The organism is Dyadobacter psychrotolerans (assembly GCF_004349265.1).
GTDB classification, from domain to species: Bacteria; Bacteroidota; Bacteroidia; order Cytophagales; family Spirosomataceae; genus Dyadobacter; species Dyadobacter psychrotolerans.
This window is the reverse complement of the sequence record NZ_SMFL01000001.1, coordinates 118,917-144,510: the sequence shown is the minus strand read 5'-3', so window position 1 is coordinate 144,510 and position 25,594 is coordinate 118,917. Positions and strand designations below refer to the sequence as shown.

The window sequence follows — 25,594 nt, the reverse complement described above, 5'->3', positions numbered from 1 at the left end:
GACAATGTTTTTGAAATTACTCTGTTAAAAGTGCGGGTCCGCTTTTTTCTTTCTTTATATGGATCGGCAGTACCCCGGTCATTTCACCAATCACATTGATCAGTTCTGAGCCCGTAGGGATCACGATTTTTGCGTTGGACTGCAAAGCATTTTCCAGTGCTTCCAGCTTTCTGAGGAGCTGGGCATTTCCTGTAAAAAATTCATCGGCAGCTATGTTGACCAGTTGTATTGCTTCTGCTTCGCCTTCTGCATGAAGGACTTTTGCCCGCTTAGCACCTTCTGCTTCTTTTATTTTGGCCCTTTTTACACCGTCTGCAACAGTTTCGGCTGCTGTGGCATAGTCAATGGCGGCGATTTTTTCATTTTCTGCTTTTACCACCTTATTCATTGTATCCTGAACATCCCGTGGCGGATCAATTTCCTTTAATTCGGCCCTGACAATAACAATTCCCCAGCTCTCGGTTTCCGCCTTCAGTGTTTCATGAAGTTCAGCGTTCATTTTGTCCCTTTCACTGTTTGCTGACCTTAAGGTAAGTGTACCAATAATATTTCTCAGGGTGGTGCGCGCAAGATTTACGATTTGAAGCGTATAATCGTCTACATTGTAAAGACTCGCTTTAACACTTTCTTCTGCTTCCAGTACTTTGAAATACACCTGGGCATCTACCCTGGCATTCAGGTTATCATTTGTGATAATTTCCTGGGGCTGTGCATCCAACATTTGTTCGGTGACATTGACCAGGTACATTTTATCGATGTAAGGAATAATCCAGTGAAACCCAGGCTTGGCGAATTTGTTATATTTTCCAAGTCTTTCTATCAGGCCACGGTGCGTTGGGCGGACAATCCTGATACCTGAGAAGAGAAATAGGATGACTAATAATAGGGGTGTAAGTATTTGGAAATACATATTCTATTAATTTAGATGAAGAGCTTTTAAGAGGAAAAATATGAAGTAGCTCTTTACAAAGGTGCGCATCCTATGCTCGTTGGGATTACATATTAGCTTGAATATGTTGTAAGTATCACAGGTTGGTAGGTTATCCAAAAGTAAGAGCCGCGATAATTCACATAAGTCGTTACAACCTGATTTTTTTCGGAGTAGGGTGTCGTTGGTGCTACCAAGGCTTATTTGGCACCAATTGCAGTGATTCAGAAATTTTGCTGCCGCTAGTAATCAGAGTTCCTGAAAGATTTCGGTTTCAACTTGTTTTTGGATAATGACGGTGTTTCGCCTGTCAGATGCATTTATTTTATATGGTAAATTTGTAGATAAGTTTCACTTTAAGACCGAATCACCAATTTCAATAAGTCTCAATTTTTAATTATGTTATCCAAAACCTGGCTGATGAGCCTGGCAATCATTAATTCTTCGTTGGTCGCAATCACCCGTATATGCACTTTTCCGGAATCCGTCGAAATAATCGAAGCATTTGCCTGATTTTGTTTTTCATCGAGTTCAATTCCTAAAAAGCCAAGGTTCTGACAAATTCGGCTGCGGATCTGCGGGATATTTTCGCCGATCCCGCCCGAAAAAATAAGCGTATCGATTCCACCAAGCACAGCCGCAAATGATCCGATTGATTTTTTTATCTGATAACAAAACAGTTCTATGGCTTCGGCGGCCCGGACGTCTGCCTTTTCTATCTTTAACAACTCACGCATATCCGAACTGGTGTCTGAGATGCCCAAAAGTCCGGATTCGTGATTGACCAGATGATTGAACTGCTTGGGACTGAGTTTTTCAAACTGCATCATATACCAGGCCACACCAGGATCGATATCCCCGCTTCGAGTTCCCATCAGCACGCCCGAGGCAGGTGTGAAGCCCATACTGGTTTCAACGCTTTTACCGTGCTTCACCGCTGCCAGACTTGCGCCGCTGCCAAGATGGGCCAATATGATTTTTCCATTTGCAGCTTCTTTTCCTGCCTGCCGTTCAAGCTCCTGCATCAGGTATGCATACGAAAGGCCATGAAAACCATAGCGTCGAATTTTTTTTTCACTAAATCGGCGTGGAATTGGTAACCGTTTCGCAACGGTAGGCATTTTAGCATGAAACGATGTATCAAAACAGGCGATCTGCTTTAAAGGCGGATGTCGTTTACTGAATAATTCGATCAGCTTGATTTCTTCAGGTAAATGCTCTGGGTCGTAAAGCCTGATCTCTTTTAGGTAGCTAATTAATTCAGGTGTTATTTCTTGTGGATCAGTATGTTGCATACCTTGAACGATCCTATGGCCAATACCAGATATTTTAGAAAACTCCGGGCGTTGTTCCAGCCATTCGATCAAAAAGTTGGCGGCATACTCATAGGTATTCTGCTGGATGTTAACAAGTTCCGGTTTATCAGAGGTGTTGTCAGTGAATACAGGTATGGCGTTTTTGTTTCCAATATTTTCAAGCTTTCCGCTAAGCAGCAATGCGAATGCTGGCTCGAGCTGATAAAAGGCGAACCGGATGCTGGATGATCCTCCATTGATAGTAAGTATTGATTTTTCCGCACTCATTAAGTCCGTTTCTATTAATCCAAATTATAAGACTGTTCCAATTTCCATAACCACCCTGCCTTCAATTGTTCCGGCTCTCATTTGATCAAACACAGAATTGATATTTTCCAATTTGGCAGTGTGAACTGTTGCTTTCACTTTACCTTCCAGAGCAAACTGGATAGATTCTGCAAGATCTTTTCTAGTCCCGACGATAGATCCTCTCACGGTGTACCGGTTCAATACAGTTTCAAAAATAGGCAGGTCGAAACTTCCCGCGGGCAGACCATTCAAAGCAATTGTACCTTTTCTACGCAAAGCAGAAATGCCTTGCTTAAATGCAATTGGCGATACAGCCGTTACCAGCACACCGTGCATACCACCGGTTTGTCGGTTCAAAAATTCGCCAGGATCTTCTTCAAGCGCATTTACAGTTATATCTGCACCCAGGCTTTTTGCCAGATCAAGCTTGTCTTTACTAATGTCGATGGCAGCTACATGCATTCCCATAGCTTTTGCATATTGTACTGCCAAATGTCCCAGACCGCCAATTCCTGATATCGCAATCCATTCTCCGGCCTTGGTTTCGGTTTCTTTAATTCCCTTATAAACAGTCACGCCGGCACAAAGTATTGGGGCCATTTCGATCATATTGGTATGGTCTGGTAAATGCGCAACATACCTGGCGTCCGCTATAACATATTCCGCATAGCTGCCATCTATGCTATATCCGCCATTTTGCTGGGTTTCACATAAGGTCTCCCAGCCGGTGATACAGAACTCGCAGCACCCACATGCGCTATACAACCAGGGCACGCCAACAATATCTCCTTCCTTGACACCAGTCACTTCCGGGCCGAGTGCCACCACATAACCAATTCCTTCATGACCTGGAATGAGCGGCATTTTTGGTTTTACGGGCCAGTCGCCATCAGCGGCGTGCAGATCTGTATGGCAAACTCCGCTTGCAATGACTTTGACAAGGATTTGATTCCTGCCAGGTTCTTTAACAGGCATTTCCTCAATCGTGAGCGGTTGGCCGAATTCGCGAACAACTGCGGCTCTCATTGTTTTTGGTAACATATCACTGGCATTTTTGTAGATGGGACATATTTAAATCACTCATAACCACTTTTGATCACCGTGGAGATCATTTTGAACTGCTCTTTGGCGCAAAAGGAATTTCGTGCATGGGCAGGAATGATAATACCCTGACCTAATTCTAGTTTGTGCTTTGTGCCATCAATCACAATTTCGGCAGATCCATCAATGATCTGGATATAGGTATCAAACGCCGATGATTTCTCCGCCAGTTCTTCTCCTGTGTCGAAGGAAGAGACGGTGATGTTACCGGTTGTCTTTCTTATAATAGTTCTGCTTAACACGGCGTTTGGAACATATTCTATGATTTCAACGATGATGTGCGCTTTTGATTTCTCCATTTCGGTCTCTTCTTCCTTTTGATTTCTGTCTTTGCTGCTCATATTAAGAATCTATTAATGATTTTTGCTGATGATTACCGGCAAGCAAGAGCCAAAGGTGGTGCTATTTATACCACCAATTGTTACAGATGTTCTCTTTCAAGTTGCATCAATCACAGATCAGAGACATCTTACTATTTTGTGGGATAGAACATGCTCACTACTCTTATCAGAAAGACATGAGATACCTCGCAGCCAAAATTGGTTCTGGTGATGGTGAGAAAGCAGTTGTCAATAACGTTTCCGCCAGACTTCCCATAAGCGGCTTTCCGAAGTTCCTGATATTATTAGACAAATTGTACAGTCAAAAACATACATTACCTTTGATCGCGCTCATTTCTCAGGATAAGATGATTTCAGCTTAAATTTTTGAAGTAGTGTATTATGTGCAGGATGCGGATTATACTTATATATAGATAGGCAGCAATCGATTATAAGGACCTTTTTAGGCTTTCGAGCAACGCGGCATTGGCTTTGCTTACCAGAGGCAAACCTTAATAATGCAGCTGGTTAATGCACATATTAAATAGACCACAAACAAAATACAGATCATTATATCCATGGAATTATTCGTACTCTTCTCGATCCTAATTTCGCTTTCGGCACTTTTCTCCTACATCAATGTCCGCTTTTTTAAACTGCCATCTGGGATAAGTCTGATGCTAATGGGTACCATTGTTGCTCTTGCAGTAATCGAATTAGGCCAGATTTCGAGCCGCTTTTCGGCCGTGGTAGTAAAAGAGCTGGTGCTGATCGATTTTTCCGAATTTATCCTGGGGATCCTGTTGAGCTTCCTTCTGTTCGCAGGTTCGCTGCATATGTACCTTCCCGATCTGAAAAAGTCTGCGAAAACTATTACCAGCTTTGCCGTGATCGGAACCATACTTTCTACATTCATAGTTGGATACGGGTTTCATTACATTACCCTGCTTTTCGAAATTGATATACCTCTGATTTTCTGTTTACTCTTGGGCGCACTGATTGCTCCCACCGACCCAATCGCAGTGATGGGTATTCTCACAAAAGCGAAATTATCCAAAACTGTTGAGACCAATATTGTCGGCGAATCGCTTTTTAACGATGGTATTGGTGTGGTAATATTTGCCACATTAGTTCAAATCGCTTCGGTAGGCATCGAGAATTTTGGTGCTGTACAAATTGGACTATTGTTTCTTCAGGAGGCAGTTGGTGGAATTGTAACAGGTGGCCTTATCGGTTTTATTGGTTACCAGCTAATGAAATCGATCGATCATTTCCAGACAGAAATTTTGATTTCCCTGGCGATGGTCATGGGAGGATATTCACTTTGCCATTTTCTGCATGTATCCGGCCCGCTGGCGATGGTCGTGGCTGGGATTATGACTGGCAACAGGGGAAAGGCCCATGCCATGAGCGATATAACCAGGGATTATCTGAGCAAGTTCTGGGAGGTTACTGACGAGATCCTAAATGCGATCCTGTTCCTGCTGATCGGATTGGAGATTGTTGTTGTTACATTTGAGGTAAGCTTTGTGATCATCGGGCTGCTCACCGCCATAATCATTATCCTGGTTCGATTTGGAGTGCTATATGCTACGGCAACCGCCTTTGGGTTTATCAACCAACTTGGACCAGGGACTTTGAAAATAATGGCTTGGGGTGGTCTGCGGGGTGGAATATCAATAGCACTAGCGCTGTCGCTTCCGTCAACTCCGTATAAAGAAGTTATTGTTTCTGTCACTTTTGTGATTGTACTTTTTTCTATTATCGGGCAAGGGCTTACAATTGGTCCGTTAATCAAAAAATTAGCTAAGCACACCAAATAGAGATAACTTTAATGGGCTCCCAAATATTTCTTATCAATGATAACCACCAGCTTTCATATTTCGCTGGGACGTTTTCAAGTACTTCTCAATACCCTACACTCCGGAATTTCTAAAAGACAAAATGAAATGCCAGCGACTTAATGAAATACTGGTCAAATCCAAGTTGCAGCTTGCCATCATTAGAGTACAACCCCATTTTTTATTTACTACCCAGCTTTTGCAGGCATCATATTTATTATAGGCTGACAATTGAAATCAAGTATTTAGGATAAAATATGAAGGATAAAAATCTACTGGTATCATCGACGATGACAGTGAAGAGCATGAAATTTTACTATCGCACTAGGAGAAATTCCAGGAGCCTTCAAATGCTTATTTTTTTCTACCTGCCAGCAGGCAATCCAGCATTTTAAAAAACCAAATGTGGATGCCCCTGGTTATGTATTTGTAGATTATGAACCTTCCGGGGACAAGTGGGGATGAGTGCTTACAAGAACTTATGAAACTCGACGAATTCGATCACCCAGGTATTATTATTTATTCAGGGGTAATTCCAGAGCATCGGTTAGGCGAGCTTAAAGCAATCGGTGTAGATAAGTTCATGGAAAAATCCGCATCCTTATCCGTCTTGACCAGCCAACTCCAAAAACTGCTTGTTGCATGATGCCAAAAAAACGGGCGGTAAGATAGTCATCACTATAAAATGAAACGGGGAAGGGAATTCAATAGTCAATAGCAATCCTTGTCAAGGTGAATCTTAAAAATTGTTCGGAGCTGCGCATTTTTTCCAATACTCTACAATAACCCTTATTGTATCCAGCAATTGGTCAAAGGAATTTTGCTTTACAAAAAAGCCCTGTGCGGATGTACTGTAAGCGTCAATAACCATTTTTTGGCTAATGGCAGTTGAGAAAAACAGGTATGGAATACATTTGAGATTAAGCTTCGCATCTGTGCACAGTTTGTCTTTTAGCTCTAAACCGTCCATCATAGGCATGTTTATGTCGGAAATTATTATAAATGGTGCTGTGGAAGGTCCCTGCAGGTATTCCAGTGCGGCCAACCCGTCGGGAAAGTAGATCCTTTTGTTTGGATATTGCAAGGTGTTAAAGACTTCTTCCAAAAGGTACCGATCGTCTTCATCATCTTCAATGATGATGATTTCTCTACTCTTGTTCATTCCAACTCAATTTTTACTTTAATAGATGCAAATTGCAATAAATAGGTGAGAATACAACTTCGTCGATGCTAGTGAAGCACTTCTTACTATATAAAAATAAGCGGATCAGGATTGACTACACGCCAGCCGGACAAAAGTTGGAGTGTCTTATTGAATTTAATAAATATCACACACTTGCTTCCGCTGTTGTGCATCTAACCTCGAGATATCAATCCTATCTATAAAGATTTGTGTGAAATTTATTCGGTGGTATTTCTGTACTCTTGCCTCCCTTGGTTTTCCTTCCCTCTTAGCTCTGATTTGAGCCAAATCTGGTACTTTCAAATTACAGATTAGATTCTGTGTTGATAACCTATTAAAATTTCAATTTTTTATATCTTTGTTTTTGAAGGCGGCCCAGAGCCAGCCAGTATAGCATGTTATACACTTTGTGCTGACATGCTATTTTTTTGTCCTGCCCTTTGTGTTTCGTGTGATTTGTCATAGCTAGTTTTAGACTTATATAGTATATATGCCAGTTCCAGCAATTTCCTTTGGGCTGCTATCAAAGCTTTCATTTTGATACCCTGTTTACTGACGATCCTCACATACATATTTTTAAAGTTGTCATCGTATTTCACTGCGGTCATTGCAGGGAAATACATGGCTTTCCTGAGGCTTCGGTTTCCTTTTTTCGATATCCTTGGCTTGCCTTTTACCGATGTGCCGGATTGTTTTTCTTTTACGTCAAAGCCGGCATAACTTGAAAGTTGTTTCTTATTTCTTATCAATTCAAAACCGTTTGTTTCTGCCAAAATGATAATAGCTGTCAACTGACCGACTCCTGGAATACTGCTGATAATCTCTATCTCTTTTTTAAGCTCGGTATCTTGATTGACAAGCTGGTGTATATCTTCCTTGATTTCCTGTTCTTGCCTGTTAAGAAACCTAATCCGCTCCTTGAGACGCTCTAAACTCCGCTCATGCGGTTCTGCTTCCTGACTTTCTGCATGCAGCTGGTTTTTTACTATCGAGCGCTCTGAAACTATTTGATCGCGCTCTCTTGTAAGCTGTTGAAGATATTTGTAATTGCTTTTGGGGCGCTTCCAGCTATCCAACTTTCGCTCCAACCCGAACCTGGCTATGGCCTCAGAACAGCTTTTATCTGTAATGGTCTTCGCTTCCAAAGTTCTGATATAGTTGCTGATCTTGTTTGGTAAAACAATACTTAAAGTGCAGCCTTGATCATCCAGGAAGTAAGCGAACTTCTGATGATATACCCCCGTGGCTTCCATAACAAACCGAAGTTCTATATCAGGATCTGCCAACTTTTTAGCCCATGCCAGCAATGAAGAAAAACCCTTCTCCGTGTTACTGAAAATTTTGTAGGCATACAGCTCGATGCTTAAATCGTCCAGTAACCGGCCCAGCGTCACTACTAATTCCTTTTGGGCAACATCTACTCCCAATACTTGTTTTAAAGCCCTCATCGTACTAATGTTAATTGTTAGCATAAAGTGATGAATCTCCCGGTTCGTCTTGTCTCCTGGTTGGATATTCTGGATCTTGAGCAAATCTCAATTCCTTACATTCTGTTCAGACTCGAAAAGATAACAAAGGATGAGGCAGTTTCTAATCTCCAATATACTTCATGAGTTATTAAGTGGTACATCTGCTCTCATCCCTTTATCACTTTATATTACAAATCTAACTTTTATCCTTCCGACTGAGTTAGCTTCGTAAACATAGGAGTGGTACGCCAAAACAAATTACTGTATATTGCAAACTGGCACGTTAAACTGTACTATCTGAAATGGTTGAACGGGCAGTTTCAAGTAGGTCAATGAACTGATAAAAACGGTTTCTTGAAATCTCCATTTCTCCCATTTTCAGAAAGAGTCTTAGATCCAGATCCTTTTTGGGCAAAACAGCTTTAAGCTCGTTAATAATATAGTCATTATAATAATGGATCGATGGGCTTGCAGAAACATATTGGTTAAAAACAAGACCCTTGCTTAGACCTTCAAACAGGGCATATAGTGTAAAATATCCTCCAAGTGAATGTCCCATCAGGGTACGGTTTGTGCTGTCAGCCCTGTATGTGTGTTCTACGTGCGGGATCAGTTCATGACGCAGAAAGCTGTAAAAGTTCTTACCACCTCCGCTGATTGCAAAACTATCCGCGGCAGATGCCTTTGGATATGTATAATCCCTGTTCCTTAATGAATCCATCAGATAAGCATCCCGGTAACCGATACCTATGATAATGGGCTCTCTGAAAGATTTTTTCCAGCTGAGTTTCTTAGTAGAAGCGCTTACATGTTCAAAGTAGGCGTTGCCATCCAAATGGTATACCACCGGGTATTTCTCAGAGGAGCCGTGTTCATACTTTTCAGACAGCCTGACAAACACATTAAAGGTATCCTTTACAGCCGCTGAGTATATCTTGAAGGTTGGTCCGGTTTGCTGATCTTCAATCTGCTCAGGTGTATCCTTATCGACGAGTGCTGTAATAAAAAGACAATAATGATGTGGAGGTGTATTCCATTGCCCCTGACTGTTTCTTCTGTAAAAGCTTTTACTTGATCCTCCCAGCTTTATTTCATAGGTAAAAGATTTACCCGATTTTTCAGGATTCGGAAGGCATTCTATGGCCACGATGAAATCCCCATTCAATACAATTCCAGCATACGTTAAATCAAAACGGAGCCAGCCTTTTTTTACCAGGTGCTTTTGCAGTAAACTTTTTTCAACGATCCGGCTGGATGGTTTGTCCATGTCATACCGGTAGAAATTGATTCTGAAACTTGCGCTATCTTCGGTGTCGCTGTCAACATACAAGTTTGCTGACGTAATCTGAGCGGGTCCGCTTCCCAGTTTAATCAACTGTCCAATCTCAAAGATGTCATTTTGCGAAAACATTCCGTCTGTAAAATGAATAGGACCGCCTCGTTTTTTTATACCATAACTTTTCTCTACGGGCTTGCTTCCAAGAATTTTAAGCTCCTTCAACCAGGCTGCTTTTTCATCAAGTTTTATTTCTACTGTTCTATCAGGGGAAAGCGCGTTGATGGCTACATCCAGCTGCTCATAGCCAACCAGCGAAAAACGGAGAGTGTCCATAAGGTTCTCAGCAGGGATTTTTAAAGAAAACCAGCCATTCTCCATTGAAGTTGTGCCAATGTTCTTTTTATTGATACCTATGTTAACGTACGCTAGCGGGCTGTTGCTTTTGGCATCGTGAATATTTCCTTTCAGTATGATTTGTGAACGAACAGAGAAACTGTTGCAGAGAATAAATATCAATACCATTAAACGCGTGAGCATAACCCTAAAATGATCAAGTAACAAAACAGAAAACTGTTTATTAATAGCATACGTGGGTTATCGTTAAATGTTGCAAACAGCTTGGGGGCAAAATGCTATTGCCTTCTCTTTAAAAACCCTCTCACCATGTACGCACCTGGCCCAGATGCTCAATATTCTGCTGACGCATATCAGAAACCATGTAAAACCCTAGAATATCTACCAACAATTGCATAATGAGACCACATTCTTACTTGCCATCTTATTTTATGACTATTTAGAGATATACAATTTCTTATATATGTAAGTGTTCTTAACAGTACGTTACATTTGATGGGCTACAATCATCTTATCTTCTAATACAAAAACGGCCATTTAGATCAAATAAGCCTCTTTTCTTATTTGATAGTATTTCACTCCCTTGGTTACATAACTTATTTTTATGTTAAGTAAATGGCAGGTGTCAAAATTATTGATAAGTCTGTATTGTCCAGCTTATACATCATTTGATAGACTCGTCACTTTAGCATAAGATTATGCCGATTTGGTTTGAATGGAATCTTACCATGGATTTGTAACTTTTAATTTCAAGTTGCGGCGAATGATGAATTCACCCTTATTAGTAAGTTATCATTTCGTAGATGTAAAATGTCTGCTTTGATTCGCCATAGCGAATTATGGCTTCGAGTTTACCCCATTGTAATGTCAGCTCTATTTCGATCTGGTCCTGTGGGCCGGGAAAACCATTCGCCGTCAAGTATGCCATTACATTTTTTTGATAATGACTTAGAACTCTGGCGCTCCATCGCATTTCGCGAAATGAATTGACAAAAAGCAGATATTTAGAGCTGTTCAGCAAAATGATAACCTTATCCATTTCAAGATATAAATTCACCAGTCTGCCCTCTTTAATTTCCAGTGTATCGGCATGTTGCCTGGCCAGGTTTTCTGACATGTAGGGTGTAATCATAAAACCGCTACCAGCTGGCACGCCCGGCCAGCTAAAGCGCTGAATAATGAGAAGGTGCTGTTTGCTCCGCTGGAAGTTTTTAAGCAGCGGAAGCGTCAATAGCTCGAATGGGTTATAAGGAACAGACATATAATTAATTATTGGATTAAATCAATATTCAGAATGCATTTCCAGCTAGCAAGAGAAACGAAGTTTATTCAATCACTTAAAATTCCTGCCGGTCGGAAATATTTCGGTTTGCACGACTTTTCGGACCTGTGTTTTTTTGTTGATCATCTGGGAGGCATATTCATCTTTTTCATCTGCGCGTGATAACGTCTGAACGGGCGGATCGGTCTTAACCTGGTGCATGTTTCGCAGCAGGTGTGACATGTCATAACAGTGCCGGACGATAACATGCGTAACTTCACCTTCCCTTTGTAGCTTGCCTTCAACCATTAGAAGGGGTGACCGAAGGATTTCCTTTCGGTATTTTTCAAACAGGCTTTGAAAGACGACCAAATTGGCAAAGCCTGTTTCGTCTTCAATGGTTATAAAACACACACCGCCTGCTGTGCCAGGCCGCTGACGGACGAGTACCAGACCCGCCACGCGGATAATCATTCCGTCTTTATAGTTGCCTAAATTTCCGGTAGGTACGGCATATTGCAATTCCAGCTCGGGCCGAACAAAGCTGACGGGGTGTGCTTTTAAGGATAGAGAGGTAGATGCATAATCCTGCACGACGTGCTCAGAGGCGGTCATTTTTGGAAGGTCGACTTTGGGCTCAAACTGGCTTTGTGAGTCCTGACCTGTAAAAAGACCCATGGGGCGATCCGCCAAGGCGGACGCTTCCCACATGGCCTGGCGGCGGTCCAAAGACATTGACCGGAAAGCATCCGCGTCAGCGAGTCGTTCCAGTGCGGCCTGACCTACTCCCGCATCACGGATGGCGTGTATGCTGTTGTAGGGGCTGATCCTGCCATTAAGAAGTACCCACATATCCATCTCCCTAAGTCCTTTAACCTGCCGGAAGCCCAGACGGATTGCGTGGTATTTACCTGATTTTTCCTCCAAAATATTATCCCACTGCGAAAGATTTACATCCACAGGCCGTACCTTTACAGCATGTTTTTTTGCATCAATAACAATCTGAGCGGGCTGATAAAAGCCCATTGGCATACTGTTGAGCAAAGCAGCAGCAAAGATTTCGGGGTAGTAACATTTGATCCAGCTGGAAACATAAACCAATAGGGCAAAACTGGCAGCATGACTTTCGGGAAAACCATAACTGCCAAAGCCTTCCAGCTGCTTAAAGACGCGCCGGGCGAACTCTTCGGTATATCCTTTTGCTATCATACCATCAACGAGTTTTTTCTCATACTGGCTAACAAGGCCTTTTGCTTTAAAGGTGGCCATACTGCGCCGCAATCCATCTGCTTCGGCAGGAGTAAAACCAGCTGCCACAATGGCAATTTTCATAGCCTGCTCCTGGAAAAGGGGTACACCCAGCGTACGGCCCAAAATGTCTTCGAGCTCTTTTGAAGGATATTCAACAGGTTCTTCGCCATTTCGCCGCCTGAGATATGGATGAACCATATCGCCTTGAATGGGGCCTGGGCGAACGATGGCTACTTCGATGACCAGATCATAAAAACATCTTGGTTTCAGCCGTGGCAGCATCGACATCTGCGCGCGGCTTTCGATCTGAAAAACACCCACTGTATCAGCGTGGCAGATCATATCATAGACGACCGGATCGTCCTGTGGTATATTGGCCAGGGTAAGGTTGAGACCATAATGCGCCTTGGCCAGATCAAACGCTTTTCTAATGCAGGTAAGCATTCCGAGCGCAAGAATATCAATTTTTAAAAAGCCCAGCGCGTCGATGTCATCCTTGTTCCACTCGATGTTGGTGCGGTCTGCCATGCGCGCATTTATGATCGGGCATAAATCGGTGATCTTGCCCTGGGTGATCACAAAGCCACCCGTGTGTTGTCCCAACTGCCTGGGAAAACCCATAAACTGTTGGGTCAGATCCAGTACCTTACAAAGATGTTCATCGTCAGGATTAAAGCCATGCTCGCTGATTCTTTTGCCCTCAAACCACTCATCGGTAAATTCCCAGATCGAGCTTGAAAGACGGTTAATCGCATCAACAGATAATCCCATTGCCTTGGCCACATCGCGGATGGCGCCTTTCTGGTGTAGCTGGGTGACCGTAGCGACAATCGCAGAGCGGTCACGGCCGTACTTACGGTAAATATATTGTATAACCTCCTCGCGCCTTTCATGCTCAAAATCGACATCGATATCAGGCGGCTCATTGCGGGCCGAAGAGATAAAACGCTCAAAAAGAAGATCGAATTTGGTCGGATCTACCGAGGTAATACCCAGACAGAAACAGATAGTGGAATTGGCAGCTGAGCCCCGGCCCTGACATAAAATTCCCTGATCACGCGCAAAGCGTACGATATCATAAACAGTCAGAAAGTAGGCAGCGTATTGCATTTCTTCAATGAATATCAGCTCGTATTTAATGGCGGAGCTTATCTTTTCTGGCAAGGTCTCACCATAAAACTCATGCGCTCCTTTCCAGGCTAAAAAGGTCAGCTCTTCAAGCGGCGTGCGGCCTTCACTGGTGATCTCCTCCGGATAGACATATTGAAGAGAATCCAAAGAGAACTGGCAAGCCTGAGCGATTTGCTCACTGCGAAGGATCGCATCCGGGTAGTGGCGGAAAAGCCGGGCCATTTCCTTTTTTGATTTCAGGTACCGCTCCGCATTTTGATGCAGTCGGAAGCCGGCATTGTAGATCGTACATTTCTCGCGGATACAGGTAACAATATCCTGAAGCTGTCTTCGGGCTGGATGGTGGTAATGCACATCATTGGTGGCGACCATAGGAATATCAAGGCGGGCTGCGAGCTGGTCAAGACGAAACAGCATTTTGCCATCATCACCCCTATAAGAGCGGTTTGCTCCCAGAAATACCGCATCCCCCAGCACGCGCCGGTACTCTTTAAGATGAACGGTAAAGGAGGGGTCAAATTCAAAGGCTTCATTCAAACTTGCCGGCGGCAGCACGATGAAAAGCATCCCTTCCGCATGGGAATAAACGTCGGCCTTATAAAGATCACATTTACCCTTTTCAGTCCGAAGGTTTCCCAACGATAGCAGGCCTGAAAGCCTGGCATAAGCATCCTTGTCAGTCGGATAGGCCAGAAGGCTGGGGCCATCAATCAGGTTCAGCCGGCAGGCCGCGATGATGCGGATGTTTTTTGCTTTGGCAGCTGAATGTGCCCTTACGATTCCTGAGAGCGTATTGTGGTCGGTAATGGCAATTTGTTCATAGCCGAGCGCTACTGCCTGCTCAACGATTTCCTCGGGGTGCGATCCGCCCCTGAGGAAACTGAAATTGGTCGTAACCTGTAATTCTGTATAATTCATGGCTAATGGTATTTTTATCAACAGAAAAATCCGTGTATAAACCACTCCGGTTGATTCGTTCCATAGTGACCGAGCCGGAAGATCCAGTAACGCGCTCCATTTTCATCTTCCACACAGTAGTAATCCCGTTGCAGACCGTCCTGGATCCACCATTCCTGCTCTATACGTTCGGGTCCGTCTGCTTTTTTTATTTTATGCACCTGACCCTTGTAACGAAACAGCATCGGCGGGTAGTCCGGAACGGGCGCTGAAACCTGGATCAGTTCCGGTTGTGGCAATAGACTTACCGGCCGCGGCCGGTCGGTGCGCCATTTGGTCTGTGGTTTATCCAGCAGGGAAGTAGCCGTTTTAATCGAGCGCTCCGGCCAATAATGCTCATCAGGCAAATAGCGGTGAACGATGTCCATGCCACCTCGGCCGGTCAACCGATCGAGCAGTTCAGCGATTTCAGCCTGATCATTGCTTCCGGATATATTCCAGAGTGTTTCCTGAGTCTGCTCAACATCTTCTACAACAGGTGCTTCCAAAATAAATAGCTCAAAGCCCAGATCAGGGCGCAGAGAAGAAACTTTGAGTTGAAAAAGCCGGAACAAATGCTGCTGATTGCAGCTTGCGCTATTAGTGCCGATTTCAATTTGCTGCACTCCGCCATCCATTCTGAATGCTTTAAATAACACTTTTCGGATTCCTTTGGATTCTTTTAAAAGGCGGCTGCACAACACTTCCAGTAATTTACTCAAAGCCATTTCTATGGCTGGCGCTGTTCTGATTGGTTCCAGGCAGGGCAACCTTTCCTGGTAAGGTTCGACAGGGCAGACCGGCAGGATGTTTTCAGTGAGCTGACCTAAGGCCTGATCCAGACGCGAGAGCAGCTGCTGACCAAAGCGGCGGCGAAGAATAGAGCGCGGCATACTGATAAAACTGCCGATCTGGTAAAAGCCAAGTTTATTCATTCGTTCAAGAATACCTGCATCCAGCCGAAGAGCCGCCGGTGGGAGCGGTGCTATTGCCTGCGATTGTTTGCAAGGTTCGATCAGTGGCGTAATTCTTCCATAGTGACAAACAGCCCAGGCCGCCCCAATCGTGTCTGCAACAGCAGCGCGCACATCGTATCCCGAGCCGCGAAGACGTGCAGTAATGTCTTTCATGTAAGCGCGTTCACTTCCCCAAAGATGCGCGCAGCCTGTGATATCCAGGATCAGACCGCTGTCACAGTCAACAGCCACAATGGGTGTATACCGAAGACACCATTCGGCCAAAGCAGAAAGCAGACGGGCAGCGAGACCCGGTTTATCTTCAAATACCTGTAAGTTTGGCTCAACAGCGCGCGCGTCGGCTACGACCATTCCTGAAAGGATTCCCTGTTTTTCAGCGTCGGCACTTGCAGCGGTAATTACCATTCTTCCAGCCTTAGGCGCAGCCAGCACAAAGGCGGTATCTTTTAAATCCGGGTGACGGATCACCCAGCGGTCTGTGATCAAATGCCGAAACCAGATAGAGACGTATCTTTTCATATCATCCGGCTTTTAGTAGTTGATCTTCATCTGATAAAATACTAGGCTTAACCGCGCTATAATCAAACGATCCGTTGATCCATTGAAGCTGCCACTGACCCGGCTCACCGTTTCTGGCCTTTAAAAGCTCAATGTTCCATCGGGCAAAGCCCATTCCGGGCATTTCAGGATCTAAACTACTGGCAAGCGGCGTTATTTTCCATCGCGCCGTGCAGGCCGTGTTTTCGATACGGCGCGGATTGAGCCGGTGCAACAGACCAGTCACGCGGCTTTGCTCAACGGCAAGCTGTAACCTTCTGGATTCAGTCAAATTCAGCTCTTTTAACTCACCGACCACAGCAGAAAGCGCCTGGCATTTAAGGGACTCTTCCACCATCCACAGAAGGTCTTTCTCGTTTTTAACATCAATAAAAACAACCCGGTCCGGATCAATTCCGAAAAATTTCAGGGCAGGAGGGAACAGCGTTCTCTTTTGGCTGATCCATAGACAAATGCCACCGCGCTGCATCATCTTGCCCAAAAGACCTGCCATAAAACCCGTGGTTGCCGCAGCGTCTTCGCGGCCAGCGCTGATCAGCTCGTGGATAGCGCCTGTTGGAAAAATGTTACCTGTAAATGATCTTTCAATGATCCCCAGGCCAAAATCGACGCGCTGACTTTCCGTGGGAGTGCGAAAGCCCTGCAAAGTGTGTATTTGCTTTTGCAGCTGCTGAAAAATGTCAATTTTATTTATGGCCTGTATCATAATCTAAATATTTAAAATTACATTTGATACGATTTGTACCAAAGTGTTGATTGTAATAATAACAAACAAAAGATGAACAGTCAAAGAATATTTTTTTCCGGCAACATTAAATTCCTTCGTGAACGCAAAAATCTTAGCCAGGAAACACTTGCAGAAAAACTTGGTTTAACCCGTTCCAAGCTTAACGCACTGGAAAACGGACATACCAAGGCCCCTCAGCCAGATGACTATTTGAATTACTCTATGTATTTTAAAATAAGTGTGGATAATCTATTAAAAGTCGATTTGTCAAAGCTTTCTGAATTAAAACTCAGGGATCTGGAAGCGGGTAATGATGTGTATATGACGGGCAGCAATATTAGAATTTTAGCCATCACAGTGGACAAGGGTAATAAAGAGAATGTTGAATACGTCCCGGTAAAAGCAAAAGCTGGTTACCGTAGCGGATATGCTGATCCTCAATATCTGGCTAAGCTCCCCAAATTCTCGATGCCTAACCTTCCCAGAGATAAAACCTACCGGATTTTTCCAACAGAAGGCGATTCGATGCTGCCCATACCGGAAGACAGCGATATCACCTGCATGTTTGTTCAGGACTGGAAAAGCATAAAACCCCAAACACCCTGCATCGTGGTGTTAAGTGGTGAGAAGGACTTTGTATTCAAACAGGTAACAGTAAATGATGATGCGACCATTCTCCTGAGTTCATATAACTGTATTTACGATCCCTATACCGTCAGTGCCGAAGAAGTTTTGGAAATCTGGGAATTTTATAGCTTTCAAAGCAAGGAGATACCCAATATAGAAGGTAACGATCAGATCATGAAAGTGCTATTGGACGTTCAAAAGCAGGTTACGGAGTTGGTCGGTAATAAATGATGAGTTAACTTTTTTCCAGATATTCCGTGAAGCTAAAGTGGCAACTGGCAACCGAAATTATCTTCCTGACTCACAATGAGCAGATACATGATGTGAACATGCTTTGGCATCCAAAAGCCGAGAAAGTATTGTGGCGTCCTGAAATACAGCCAGACTGGTCAGCGTAATGTGCGTTACAAAAACAACCTGAAACGGCATGTCCTTAAGGAGTTGGTCGAGCTTTGCCATGAAATGATTCCTTATTGCAAAATCCGGTATGCTTTCTGATCATTTATTCACTTTTCTGGCCGGCTGCTTTTGAACTTTGATTTTAGAAATCGTTGAAGCAGGATTGACAATTAACAGAGCGTCAGATTTTACTTCGTGTAGAAGATTATCGATACAGCGTTTTAACGCAAATTTTTTGCTTTACTTGCGTCCTCTATCATTATTGATAGGAGAAATAGTTCATCTAAGAGAAGTAGTTCATCAAGGAATTCCGAAATTTCGGCGTTCCTTCTTTTTTATTAGGATAATTATTTTTAGGGACATACAGGAGCTCTCAAGTAGATTCTGTTAATATTTAAATTCTAAACACAAGTCTAACAGAACTGCCTTTTTTCGGATGATAGGAAGGATGATATTGAATGTATCCCAGGTTTTGTAGTTCGTTAATGTATTTATGGTAAGTAGGTGCTGCCTTTATTCTGGAAAGTTCCATGACTTTTTTTCGTGATATGGAAAATGGGCCATCTTGGTTGCTTCTTTTGAATAGTTCGACAAGAGCAAAATAAATTGTCAAATGCCAGGCGTTTAGTCTTCCGTCATTTAAAGCGGCGGTTAGCCCAAAAGGAATGTGATGCTGTCTCATAGTGATTAGCGTTTGTTTCTTAGAATATCCTGAATTTCACTGCTCTGATAATAAAAGGAGCCACCGATTTTTACCGGATTCAGAACTGAGGTGATCCTAAGGTTTTGCAACGTACCTGCTGAAATTTTTAATAGCTTTCTGACCTCTCCGCTTCTTAGCCATTGGGCGGGTTGTGGCTGCGGCTGGGCCATAAATGATTTCAGATCATTAAGTAATTGCTGGCGAAACAGCTGTAAATCTTCTTTGGTGACTAGCTCAATTTGCATAGTGATTCAAATAAGGTTGGACATGATCCTGAATGCCGGCAATTGAAATCCTGCTGGCCTTGCGTTTGTAGTAGGATGGCTCGTAGTGCAGATACCGGAAATCGATAAGCTCATGCAGCAGCTTTATGTAAGTCGCGGTACTGGAAATCTTCGAAGCCAGCATCACGTCTTTACCGAATATTTCCAAACATCCTGTCTCACCCTGACTCTGGCAGAGTGAGACCAGCGTAACATATAAGCCAATGTGTGAGACGCTTATTCTGGGATCCTTTTCAATAGCTGAAAAGAATCCCCTTAAAATTGTGGCTGTTTCCATGTGCTGCAATTAATCAGATGGATACACCGTTTTTTCTGGAATGCATAATCCGAATCGTTGGTTTTTGCCTGATTTCGGGCTCCTTCTTTTGTGGTCCGGTAAGTTGTAAAAGACTGACCTTTTTACTGTTTTCATCAAACAAATCCACTGTTTTAAACTGTGGATTGGCTTCCAGTGAGATCCGGTAAGTCCTGCCCTGGCTGTTAAAAAGGACCTGCTCGCGGTTGCCGTCTTTTAGCGAAAGCAAAAGATTTTGCTTCTGCGGGTTTTCCAGGTCCGATTTCTCTATCGGAAGTTGCTTTAAGACTTTTTCAAGATCAAACCCATAGCCTTGATTGAACTCTTTGAGTTTATGATTGCCTGATGGGTCTTTATCGTTAAAATCCAGTTTGATCCATCCGGGCTGCTGACTGCCGGACAAATCGAAGTGGTTATCTTTGTGAATGGCCCTGCCTTCCAAAAGGTTTTTGGCCTGCAGGGCATTAACCGCTTCATGGCTGCTGAAAACCTGAGAACGGGTCTCAGCGGGCTTGCCTTCTTTAGTCAGGGTCGCCTGATAGTTCTCAAAGCGGTATTGCCCCTGTTTGTCCCTGGAAAAAGACAAATTGTAATCCATCTTTTGATTTACGGAGACATAATGGGAAACCGGGATTTTAAATTGTTGATGACCATTTTGAAGCTGTTTTTCCAGCCTAGGGAATACATTCCCGAATCCCGCTACATTCAGTGCCTGTTTTAGCTCCGTGAGATTGTGGTTGGATTTGACAGTCTGCTGCTGCTGGATATGTTTTTGTCTGATCGGCTCAATGACCTGGCTGAAAATACGCTGAAGGATCCCTGGATAGACCTGTGCGCGCAACTGGCTTCTTTGTTTTGCCAGGATGGCCAGCACCATTTTTTCTTCCGGGTCCGGTGTTTTGGCATATTTGGCCTGAAGGTGGTCATAGAAGCTCAGTTTCTGTTTTAAAAAGGCGCTGTCATGAATAATTCCATCAGAAAACAGTTTTTGCATTCTTGCTTCCCTGGCTTTCCAGTTATCGATCTCAGAGACGATTGAGCCTGCATTTTTCTGTTCCATAGCATCTAAGTTTTAAGAATAAGCAGAAGGCTAACTACATAGACATTTTTGATTTTTTGCTTTTGCCACCCGAGGGTGAACCCTCGGGTTTGGATTCCGGTTGACTGATGCTCGGCTTTTTGTCATCCGTTTTCTGAGTCTGTTGCTGACCAGTTTTCTGGGCTTCCTCTGGCATCTGCTGCGGTCGAATGCGCTTCTGATTTTGATCGTAGACAACAATGGCTTTGAATTGGGGATTGGCTTCGATAAATACCTTTTGCTCGTTTCCGTTGTGCGATAAGGTGACGGCCTGCCGGTTGCCTTTCTGAAGGGATTCAAGGAGCCTGGTTTTATCGGTCTGCTCGGAGAGCTCTTTGATGGGCAGCTTGGCAAGCGACTTTTCAAGATCAAATCCATAATTATCGCTAAACTGTTTAAATTTATAGTTTCCGTTTTGGGCAGTCTCTTTAAAATCAAGCTGGACCCAGGCATTGTAAAGCTTCCCTTCTTTACTGACCAGATCTTTGTTGACCGCTCTTCCATCAAGCATATTAAATGCTTCCTTTTGGGTGATATTACCTCCTTCCTTGTTGATGTAAAAGGTTTGTTGCAGTGGCTGGGCCTGATTGTCTTTTTTTAGTGACGCGGTATAGCTGTTAAAAAAGTACATATCGCTCTGGCTTGACTTTTTGAAATGTAGCGATGAGCTCATCTCGTCCTTGCCGTACTGGACGTTGTGCTGTAAGCGGAATTCAGTTTGCGCTTTGGCAAGGTTTGCTTTCAGATCAGCCTCCAGGTCCTGGCCAAAGCCGGTAAATTTTACCTGGTCTTTCAGATATTCGAAATTTTTTTCATTCATGACTTTCTTAGATTAAATGTTAAAAATGATATAACTCAAATTACAGAATGGGTTTGGCCTGGATGATTGTCCTGTTTTGAACCAATAATTCTAGGTGGCGACCACCATTTTTTTCCATCAATTGGATTATCAATTGTTTAGCATCGGGAATGGTGAATTTTGAAAGAGCAAAGACAAATTCATGGGATTGGTTCGCGTCAATGACGCTTGTCTCGCCGTGTACATACAACGGATTGATTTCTGTTTGCTGGGTCGCAGTCCTTTTTACACGTTTTTTGTCAATGATAAAAAAGCGCAGACTCTCGATGTCGTAAGAAATGTTCGAGCGGTTGTCGAGCTTTAGCCTATAAAAAATCACTTCCTTATTAATGTAAAGTCCGCTGAGAGAAAGCCTGGTTTTGTGCGAGGAATCATTGATTTTGCCTGAAACATTTTGCTCATTGGAAGCATGTTCTGCGGCATTTTTAAGGAACTGTTCATTAGGTTCTTTTTCCAGCACTGCATCGGCCGGTTTGGATGCATCTGGGACTTTGATCAGTTCGATGTTTAACTGAGAAGGCTCTTCGGCGTAATTCACTACAAAAGAGTACAGTTTTCCGTCAGAGGTAATAACGGTCAGGTTTGTCTGTTCAAAGTGCTTGGTAGCTGCTTTTACCTGTAAAATATTTTCAACTCCTTTTGCCTTTTGCGCCAGAATGTCACGGCTGCCTTTATCGACACTTTTTATCGCATAAGGAAATATCAGATTGACTGTTTTGTTGTAAGTGATTTCCAGCGGAAATGGCTCAATGACAAAGAGCTGCACATCCTGGGCCCATGCTTTTCCACTGATGGTCAGAAAAAGCAGGGCAATGATCCTACTTAATTTAAAGTTTTTCATCATGCTTGTATTTTAATTGTTTCTTAAAGCTGAGCTCAGATCGATTTTAGGTTTCCGTCCCTAAGAAGGATCTGGTAGCCGGCCTTGACCGATACCTGCACAAGCCTGGCTTTCTTCCCAAGTAAAGTTTTAGCTGCCTGTATTCCGGCGCTGGCTGCCTGAGCTCCAAATGATGGGTCCACAGATTCAAGTGATAGCCCCTGGATATCCTGACTGACAGACTGTTTGGCAACGTTTCTTGAAATTGAGCCCGGAATGTAGATTCCAGCCTGTCCGTCCAGGTCATAGACAGACAGCTTGACGGGGAATAAGGAGTTGTTTAGCCGGATAGAAGCGATATCAACCAGCATCCGCTCACCATTTACCGAAACGGTACCGTAAATAAAATTGTCTTTGGGGATCAGCGTTCCGGCTACATAAATATCGGCTGTAAGTCTGAGCTTGATCGTCGAGCCCGTCACCAGGGTCTGCTCTTCATGCACCACTGCCTTGATGGCATTGTCCACACTGGCACTCACAGGTTCATCCAGTGAGAAAAAACCATTGGTCTGAAAGCCGATCATCGAAACGGGGCTGCTGGCTGAATCAGACCCGGTTGCTGAAAAGTTTCCGATTGGCGTTTGATCAGCCGAGCTTTTTACCTGATAGGATGGCGCTTGCGCAGACGCATTTTGGGCTTGAATTTTACTTGCAATCCGTTCTGGATGCTGTATGTCCAGGATTTTATCAAGCATGATGTTCAGTTCCTGCAGTTCAGGATCCTGCGGGTCAATGTTTTGCTGACCTTCCAGATTATTCATGAGTGATTCAAGCTTCTGGAGATTTTCGTCAGGGACAGAAACAGCCTCTTTTTGCGTTAGCTCATGCTTGGAAACGGATTGGTGAAACTGTGGTTCACTAGTTCTGGACAGAACAGAATCAAGAGATTTTAGTTTGTTGATGATAAGGGTCTGCTGGTTGCCCGCATACATTTTTCCATTGTAGGAAACAGGTTTCTGTTCTTTCAGATCGCTCTGCGGCGCACCAAGTCCCTGCATCGAAAGCTCTGCCGCTGATTTGTCTGGCTGGGTTAGCTCTAAGCTGCGGTAAGGATCTTTTTTTAGCTGCTCGCGGATTTTAGCTGAATCATCCATGGCCTGTTTATAGTAGGTAAGCTTGCTGAATGCGGTTTCATCTTTCAGCTTAGGATCCGGAAGGCTCGTGTTTAACCCCTGTGGCTGAGTCTGAGCTACCTGATTTTTATAGATCATTTTAATTCCAATAGCCCAGTAGGCCAGTGTCAGAAAGGGTAGGACTAACAAAGGCAGATAGGTGTAGAACTTTCTGTTTTGCATGAATGAGGCAGATTGTGTCTTTGCTTCCATGATTATTTTTGGGTTTGGTTTAATTGATTCAAACTGTCTTGTATCACGGCGCTTTCAAGGCTGTCCAGATACATGCTCATTTTGACTTTGGCGTGCAGCTGCTCTTTGATTTCGTGTTGATCAAATGGGCGAAAGTAGCGTATCAGGGCACTTGCTTCAGGCTTACTTAGAGAACTAAATCCTTCGAAAATCAGATAGGTACAGTAGCCGCTACTTACACTCATCACAGTCAGACAGAATGCTCTAAGCCATCCTGGACGAAGTTTGTCTGCCCTGGACTGCATGAAACTGGCCCAGCAGCGCTGAATTCTGATAAGTTTTTTAAAGATCTGTCTGGCAAGCTTGTAGTCCGCTTTTTCAGCGGGTTTTCTGGCGCGGTGGGCATTGAATTTGTAGAACATAGCTGGGTGAGATTTTGTAATAAAAAAATAGTTACCTGACACCGGCTACCGGTTTTGAACCCCAATGTCTTTGTTTTCAACAGTTACCCATTTCTCAATCAGAAAGCCGTGTGGGTTGTTATCGGATCTGGATACCGTTCGAAGTGACCCTTCAGTTATAAGTTTACGGGTTACGATGCTGGTTGGCCGGATGATGCGCTGCTGAGCGCTGCATTGAAAGCTGTATGGGTAGGCGCTTGTCTGAACCTGAATGCTGTCAATCTGAATCTGCTGACTGATGTTTCCCGAAATGATACCTGTGAAATAACCTGATTCACGCAGGTCATCATACTGCTTTTTGGCAGAGCCATCTGCCAGATACAGCGCTTTGGAAAGGCTGTACTGAATGGCTTTATCATCAGGATCCAGGGTGAAAAAAAGTCTGTGGAAATTAGCGATATGATCGCGGGCTTCGACCGGAATGTTCTCACTTCTTGGCGAAGCATACGCTTCAAGAATTTTTCCGGATTCCAGAATATAGACTCTTGACTGAGCCATTTCAACGCTTTTAAGACTTTTAAAAAGTGTAAAGCAGCAGAAAAAAGCGGAGCTGACAAGAGCCACAAAAGTGAAAGTCCGGATATGCTTGAAAGCCGTGTCAATATTTTTTGCTTTTTGAAACATGGCATGTATTATTTAGTAGACAGCTTGTCTGTTTAAGAAATCAACTATTTACCCGGAGCTTTCTCGGCAGCCTTGGGTAATCTTCCAAAGCCACCGCCAGCTGGAAAAGCATAGTTTCCTACACCCATGGCCGTGTTGGCAAAAAGGGAGGTGACTTTATTAAGCAGCGTATTTTGCCCGCCGGCCTGGATAATATATCCTGCCACAGATGGCACCGAGAAGTAGCCTACAATGCCAATAATTAAAAATATCAGGTAGGCCATATCGTGAGAACTGAAAAAGGTATCGCCGTTTTGCTGCACCTGACGGATGTCAAGCGTGATCATTTTCTCCTGAATTTTTCCGATGATGCTGCCAAAAATATTGGCTACCGGAAGCCACAAATAAATATTTATATAGCGTGCAATCCAGGCAGTGAGCGTGTGCTGAAATCCGTCAAAAACAGCAATGCCAAATGCAAAGGGTCCGATGACAGCCATTACGATCAGATAAAAGGTCCGGATCGTGTTGATACAAAGTGCTGCCGATTCAAAGACCACACGGAGCACTTCGCTGATCATCGCTTTGATCGAATTGCGGAAATTATAGCTCTGCTTTGCCATGTAGAATTTGATGTCGTTGGGAATGCCCTCGCCAAAACCCTCAGAGTAGCCATCGCCATAGGTATATTTGAGCCACATATCCCGGTTTCCCTTGCTGTCATCACCTACATACATTTGCCAGAAATTTGAATTCTTAACCGCATCTTCTTTCTTTTTCAAAAGAATGGCAATCGCTTTGTCTGAATCTTTAACCATCGATGCGGTGCCTCGCACAGTAGGAGACAAAACCGCGTTGATCATCGCGATCACCGAAGGGAAAATCAAAATGACAAACCCGAGCACGAAAGGCCTGAACAACGGATAGAAATCAATAGGCTCGGCGTTGGCCAGATGCCTCCATATCCGATGGGAGATATACCATATAGCGGCAAAGCCGGCTATACCCCGTCCTACGTTGATAAGCTTACTGCAAAGGGGCAGCATTTCCGAATACAGACTGTCCAGCACCCCATTCAGACCCCGTACCTGCTGCTCAAACCCCTGTGAAAAGGCCCAATCCGGCAACAGAAATCCTAGAACCATCAAAATGACGGTTTTTGTAAATTTGTCCATTTGCAT

At 43.8% G+C, this 25,594-nt stretch carries 26 protein-coding genes; 4 read left to right on the top strand and 22 right to left on the bottom strand.

Going from position 1 to position 25,594, the window contains the following annotated elements; genetic code table 11:
• Positions 1 to 16 precede the first annotated feature (16 nt).
• From E0F88_RS00650 to E0F88_RS00635, 4 genes are all read right to left on the bottom strand, one after another.
• Positions 17 to 910, bottom strand: coding sequence for an SPFH domain-containing protein (locus E0F88_RS00650; protein WP_131955674.1), 894 nt, complete (start codon positions 908 to 910; stop codon positions 17 to 19).
• A 404-nt stretch (positions 911 to 1,314) separates the two neighbouring features.
• Positions 1,315 to 2,511 carry an acetate/propionate family kinase gene (locus tag E0F88_RS00645; protein WP_131955672.1) on the bottom strand — a complete coding sequence of 399 codons (1,197 nt, stop codon included), beginning with the start codon at positions 2,509 to 2,511 and terminating at the stop codon, positions 1,315 to 1,317.
• Between the two features lie 24 nt (positions 2,512 to 2,535).
• Entirely contained in the window at positions 2,536 to 3,573 is a 1,038-nt protein-coding gene (gene adhP, locus E0F88_RS00640) for an alcohol dehydrogenase AdhP (RefSeq protein WP_131955670.1), read from the bottom strand.
• A 35-nt stretch (positions 3,574 to 3,608) separates the two neighbouring features.
• Complete coding sequence (locus tag E0F88_RS00635; protein WP_131955668.1) at positions 3,609 to 3,974, bottom strand: cupin domain-containing protein; 366 nt, start codon at positions 3,972 to 3,974, stop codon at positions 3,609 to 3,611.
• Between the two features lie 176 nt (positions 3,975 to 4,150).
• On the opposite strand from E0F88_RS00635, the gene E0F88_RS00630 reads away from it, so the two are divergent.
• The 3 genes from E0F88_RS00630 (at position 4,151) to E0F88_RS33550 (ending at position 6,440) form a co-directional block, all read left to right on the top strand.
• Positions 4,151 to 4,336, top strand: a complete 186-nt coding sequence (locus E0F88_RS00630; protein WP_131955666.1) for a hypothetical protein — start codon at positions 4,151 to 4,153, stop codon at positions 4,334 to 4,336.
• Between the two features lie 195 nt (positions 4,337 to 4,531).
• Complete coding sequence (locus E0F88_RS00625; RefSeq protein WP_131955664.1) at positions 4,532 to 5,776, top strand: cation:proton antiporter; 1,245 nt, start codon at positions 4,532 to 4,534, stop codon at positions 5,774 to 5,776.
• A gap of 499 nt (positions 5,777 to 6,275) precedes the next feature.
• Positions 6,276 to 6,440 (top strand): hypothetical protein, encoded by a 165-nt coding sequence (locus E0F88_RS33550; protein ID WP_165939968.1) that lies wholly within the window; start codon positions 6,276 to 6,278, stop codon positions 6,438 to 6,440.
• A 93-nt stretch (positions 6,441 to 6,533) separates the two neighbouring features.
• Here the strand turns inward: E0F88_RS33550 and E0F88_RS00620 are convergent, their stop codons facing one another.
• The 7 genes from E0F88_RS00620 to E0F88_RS00590 form a co-directional block, all read right to left on the bottom strand.
• The gene (locus tag E0F88_RS00620) at positions 6,534 to 6,956 is read right to left on the bottom strand and encodes a response regulator (RefSeq protein ID WP_131955662.1); all 423 of its coding nucleotides are present in this window, start codon (positions 6,954 to 6,956) and stop codon (positions 6,534 to 6,536) included.
• A gap of 419 nt (positions 6,957 to 7,375) precedes the next feature.
• On the bottom strand, positions 7,376 to 8,425 hold the full coding sequence (locus E0F88_RS00615) for a transposase (RefSeq protein ID WP_131955660.1): 1,050 nt from the start codon (positions 8,423 to 8,425) through the stop codon (positions 7,376 to 7,378).
• A gap of 304 nt (positions 8,426 to 8,729) precedes the next feature.
• Positions 8,730 to 10,262 carry an alpha/beta hydrolase-fold protein gene (locus tag E0F88_RS00610; protein ID WP_131955658.1) on the bottom strand — a complete coding sequence of 511 codons (1,533 nt, stop codon included), beginning with the start codon at positions 10,260 to 10,262 and terminating at the stop codon, positions 8,730 to 8,732.
• A gap of 598 nt (positions 10,263 to 10,860) precedes the next feature.
• Entirely contained in the window at positions 10,861 to 11,340 is a 480-nt protein-coding gene (locus E0F88_RS00605) for a hypothetical protein (protein ID WP_131955656.1), read from the bottom strand.
• 72 nt (positions 11,341 to 11,412) lie between these two features.
• Positions 11,413 to 14,640 (bottom strand): error-prone DNA polymerase, encoded by a 3,228-nt coding sequence (locus tag E0F88_RS00600; RefSeq protein WP_131955654.1) that lies wholly within the window; start codon positions 14,638 to 14,640, stop codon positions 11,413 to 11,415.
• Between the two features lie 17 nt (positions 14,641 to 14,657).
• Positions 14,658 to 16,154: a Y-family DNA polymerase gene (locus E0F88_RS00595; RefSeq protein ID WP_131955652.1), complete on the bottom strand. Its 1,497-nt coding sequence runs from the start codon at positions 16,152 to 16,154 to the stop codon at positions 14,658 to 14,660.
• Between the two features lies 1 nt (position 16,155).
• On the bottom strand, positions 16,156 to 16,899 hold the full coding sequence (locus tag E0F88_RS00590) for an ImuA family protein (protein ID WP_131955650.1): 744 nt from the start codon (positions 16,897 to 16,899) through the stop codon (positions 16,156 to 16,158).
• A gap of 72 nt (positions 16,900 to 16,971) precedes the next feature.
• On the opposite strand from E0F88_RS00590, the gene E0F88_RS00585 reads away from it, so the two are divergent.
• The gene (locus tag E0F88_RS00585) at positions 16,972 to 17,778 is read left to right on the top strand and encodes an XRE family transcriptional regulator (RefSeq protein WP_131955648.1); all 807 of its coding nucleotides are present in this window, start codon (positions 16,972 to 16,974) and stop codon (positions 17,776 to 17,778) included.
• 57 nt (positions 17,779 to 17,835) lie between these two features.
• Here E0F88_RS00585 and E0F88_RS33545 read toward each other — a convergent pair whose 3' ends face one another.
• The 11 genes from E0F88_RS33545 to traJ form a co-directional block, all read right to left on the bottom strand.
• Positions 17,836 to 18,006, bottom strand: coding sequence for a hypothetical protein (locus tag E0F88_RS33545; protein ID WP_165939967.1), 171 nt, complete (start codon positions 18,004 to 18,006; stop codon positions 17,836 to 17,838).
• A gap of 334 nt (positions 18,007 to 18,340) precedes the next feature.
• The gene (locus E0F88_RS00580; RefSeq protein ID WP_131955646.1) at positions 18,341 to 18,628 is read right to left on the bottom strand and encodes a hypothetical protein; all 288 of its coding nucleotides are present in this window, start codon (positions 18,626 to 18,628) and stop codon (positions 18,341 to 18,343) included.
• A 5-nt stretch (positions 18,629 to 18,633) separates the two neighbouring features.
• A complete protein-coding gene (locus E0F88_RS00575; protein WP_131955644.1) occupies positions 18,634 to 18,894 on the bottom strand; it encodes a helix-turn-helix domain-containing protein in 261 nt (86 codons plus the stop codon).
• The gene (locus tag E0F88_RS00570; protein WP_131955642.1) at positions 18,884 to 19,210 is read right to left on the bottom strand and encodes a hypothetical protein; all 327 of its coding nucleotides are present in this window, start codon (positions 19,208 to 19,210) and stop codon (positions 18,884 to 18,886) included. Before E0F88_RS00570 ends, E0F88_RS00575 begins: the two co-directional genes overlap by 11 nt.
• Before the next feature lie 13 nt (positions 19,211 to 19,223).
• On the bottom strand, positions 19,224 to 20,288 hold the full coding sequence (locus tag E0F88_RS00565) for a hypothetical protein (protein WP_131955640.1): 1,065 nt from the start codon (positions 20,286 to 20,288) through the stop codon (positions 19,224 to 19,226).
• A 34-nt stretch (positions 20,289 to 20,322) separates the two neighbouring features.
• Positions 20,323 to 21,126: a hypothetical protein gene (locus E0F88_RS00560; protein WP_131955638.1), complete on the bottom strand. Its 804-nt coding sequence runs from the start codon at positions 21,124 to 21,126 to the stop codon at positions 20,323 to 20,325.
• Between the two features lie 40 nt (positions 21,127 to 21,166).
• Positions 21,167 to 22,009, bottom strand: coding sequence for a conjugative transposon protein TraN (gene traN, locus E0F88_RS00555; protein ID WP_220466193.1), 843 nt, complete (start codon positions 22,007 to 22,009; stop codon positions 21,167 to 21,169).
• Between the two features lie 32 nt (positions 22,010 to 22,041).
• Positions 22,042 to 23,370 carry a conjugative transposon protein TraM gene (gene traM, locus E0F88_RS00550; RefSeq protein WP_131955636.1) on the bottom strand — a complete coding sequence of 443 codons (1,329 nt, stop codon included), beginning with the start codon at positions 23,368 to 23,370 and terminating at the stop codon, positions 22,042 to 22,044.
• A 2-nt stretch (positions 23,371 to 23,372) separates the two neighbouring features.
• On the bottom strand, positions 23,373 to 23,771 hold the full coding sequence (locus tag E0F88_RS00545; protein WP_131955634.1) for a hypothetical protein: 399 nt from the start codon (positions 23,769 to 23,771) through the stop codon (positions 23,373 to 23,375).
• Positions 23,772 to 23,816: 45 nt separating this feature from the next.
• The gene (gene traK / locus E0F88_RS00540) at positions 23,817 to 24,434 is read right to left on the bottom strand and encodes a conjugative transposon protein TraK (protein WP_131955632.1); all 618 of its coding nucleotides are present in this window, start codon (positions 24,432 to 24,434) and stop codon (positions 23,817 to 23,819) included.
• A 44-nt stretch (positions 24,435 to 24,478) separates the two neighbouring features.
• Positions 24,479 to 25,588, bottom strand: a complete 1,110-nt coding sequence (gene traJ, locus E0F88_RS00535; protein WP_131955630.1) for a conjugative transposon protein TraJ — start codon at positions 25,586 to 25,588, stop codon at positions 24,479 to 24,481.
• Positions 25,589 to 25,594 lie beyond the last annotated feature (6 nt).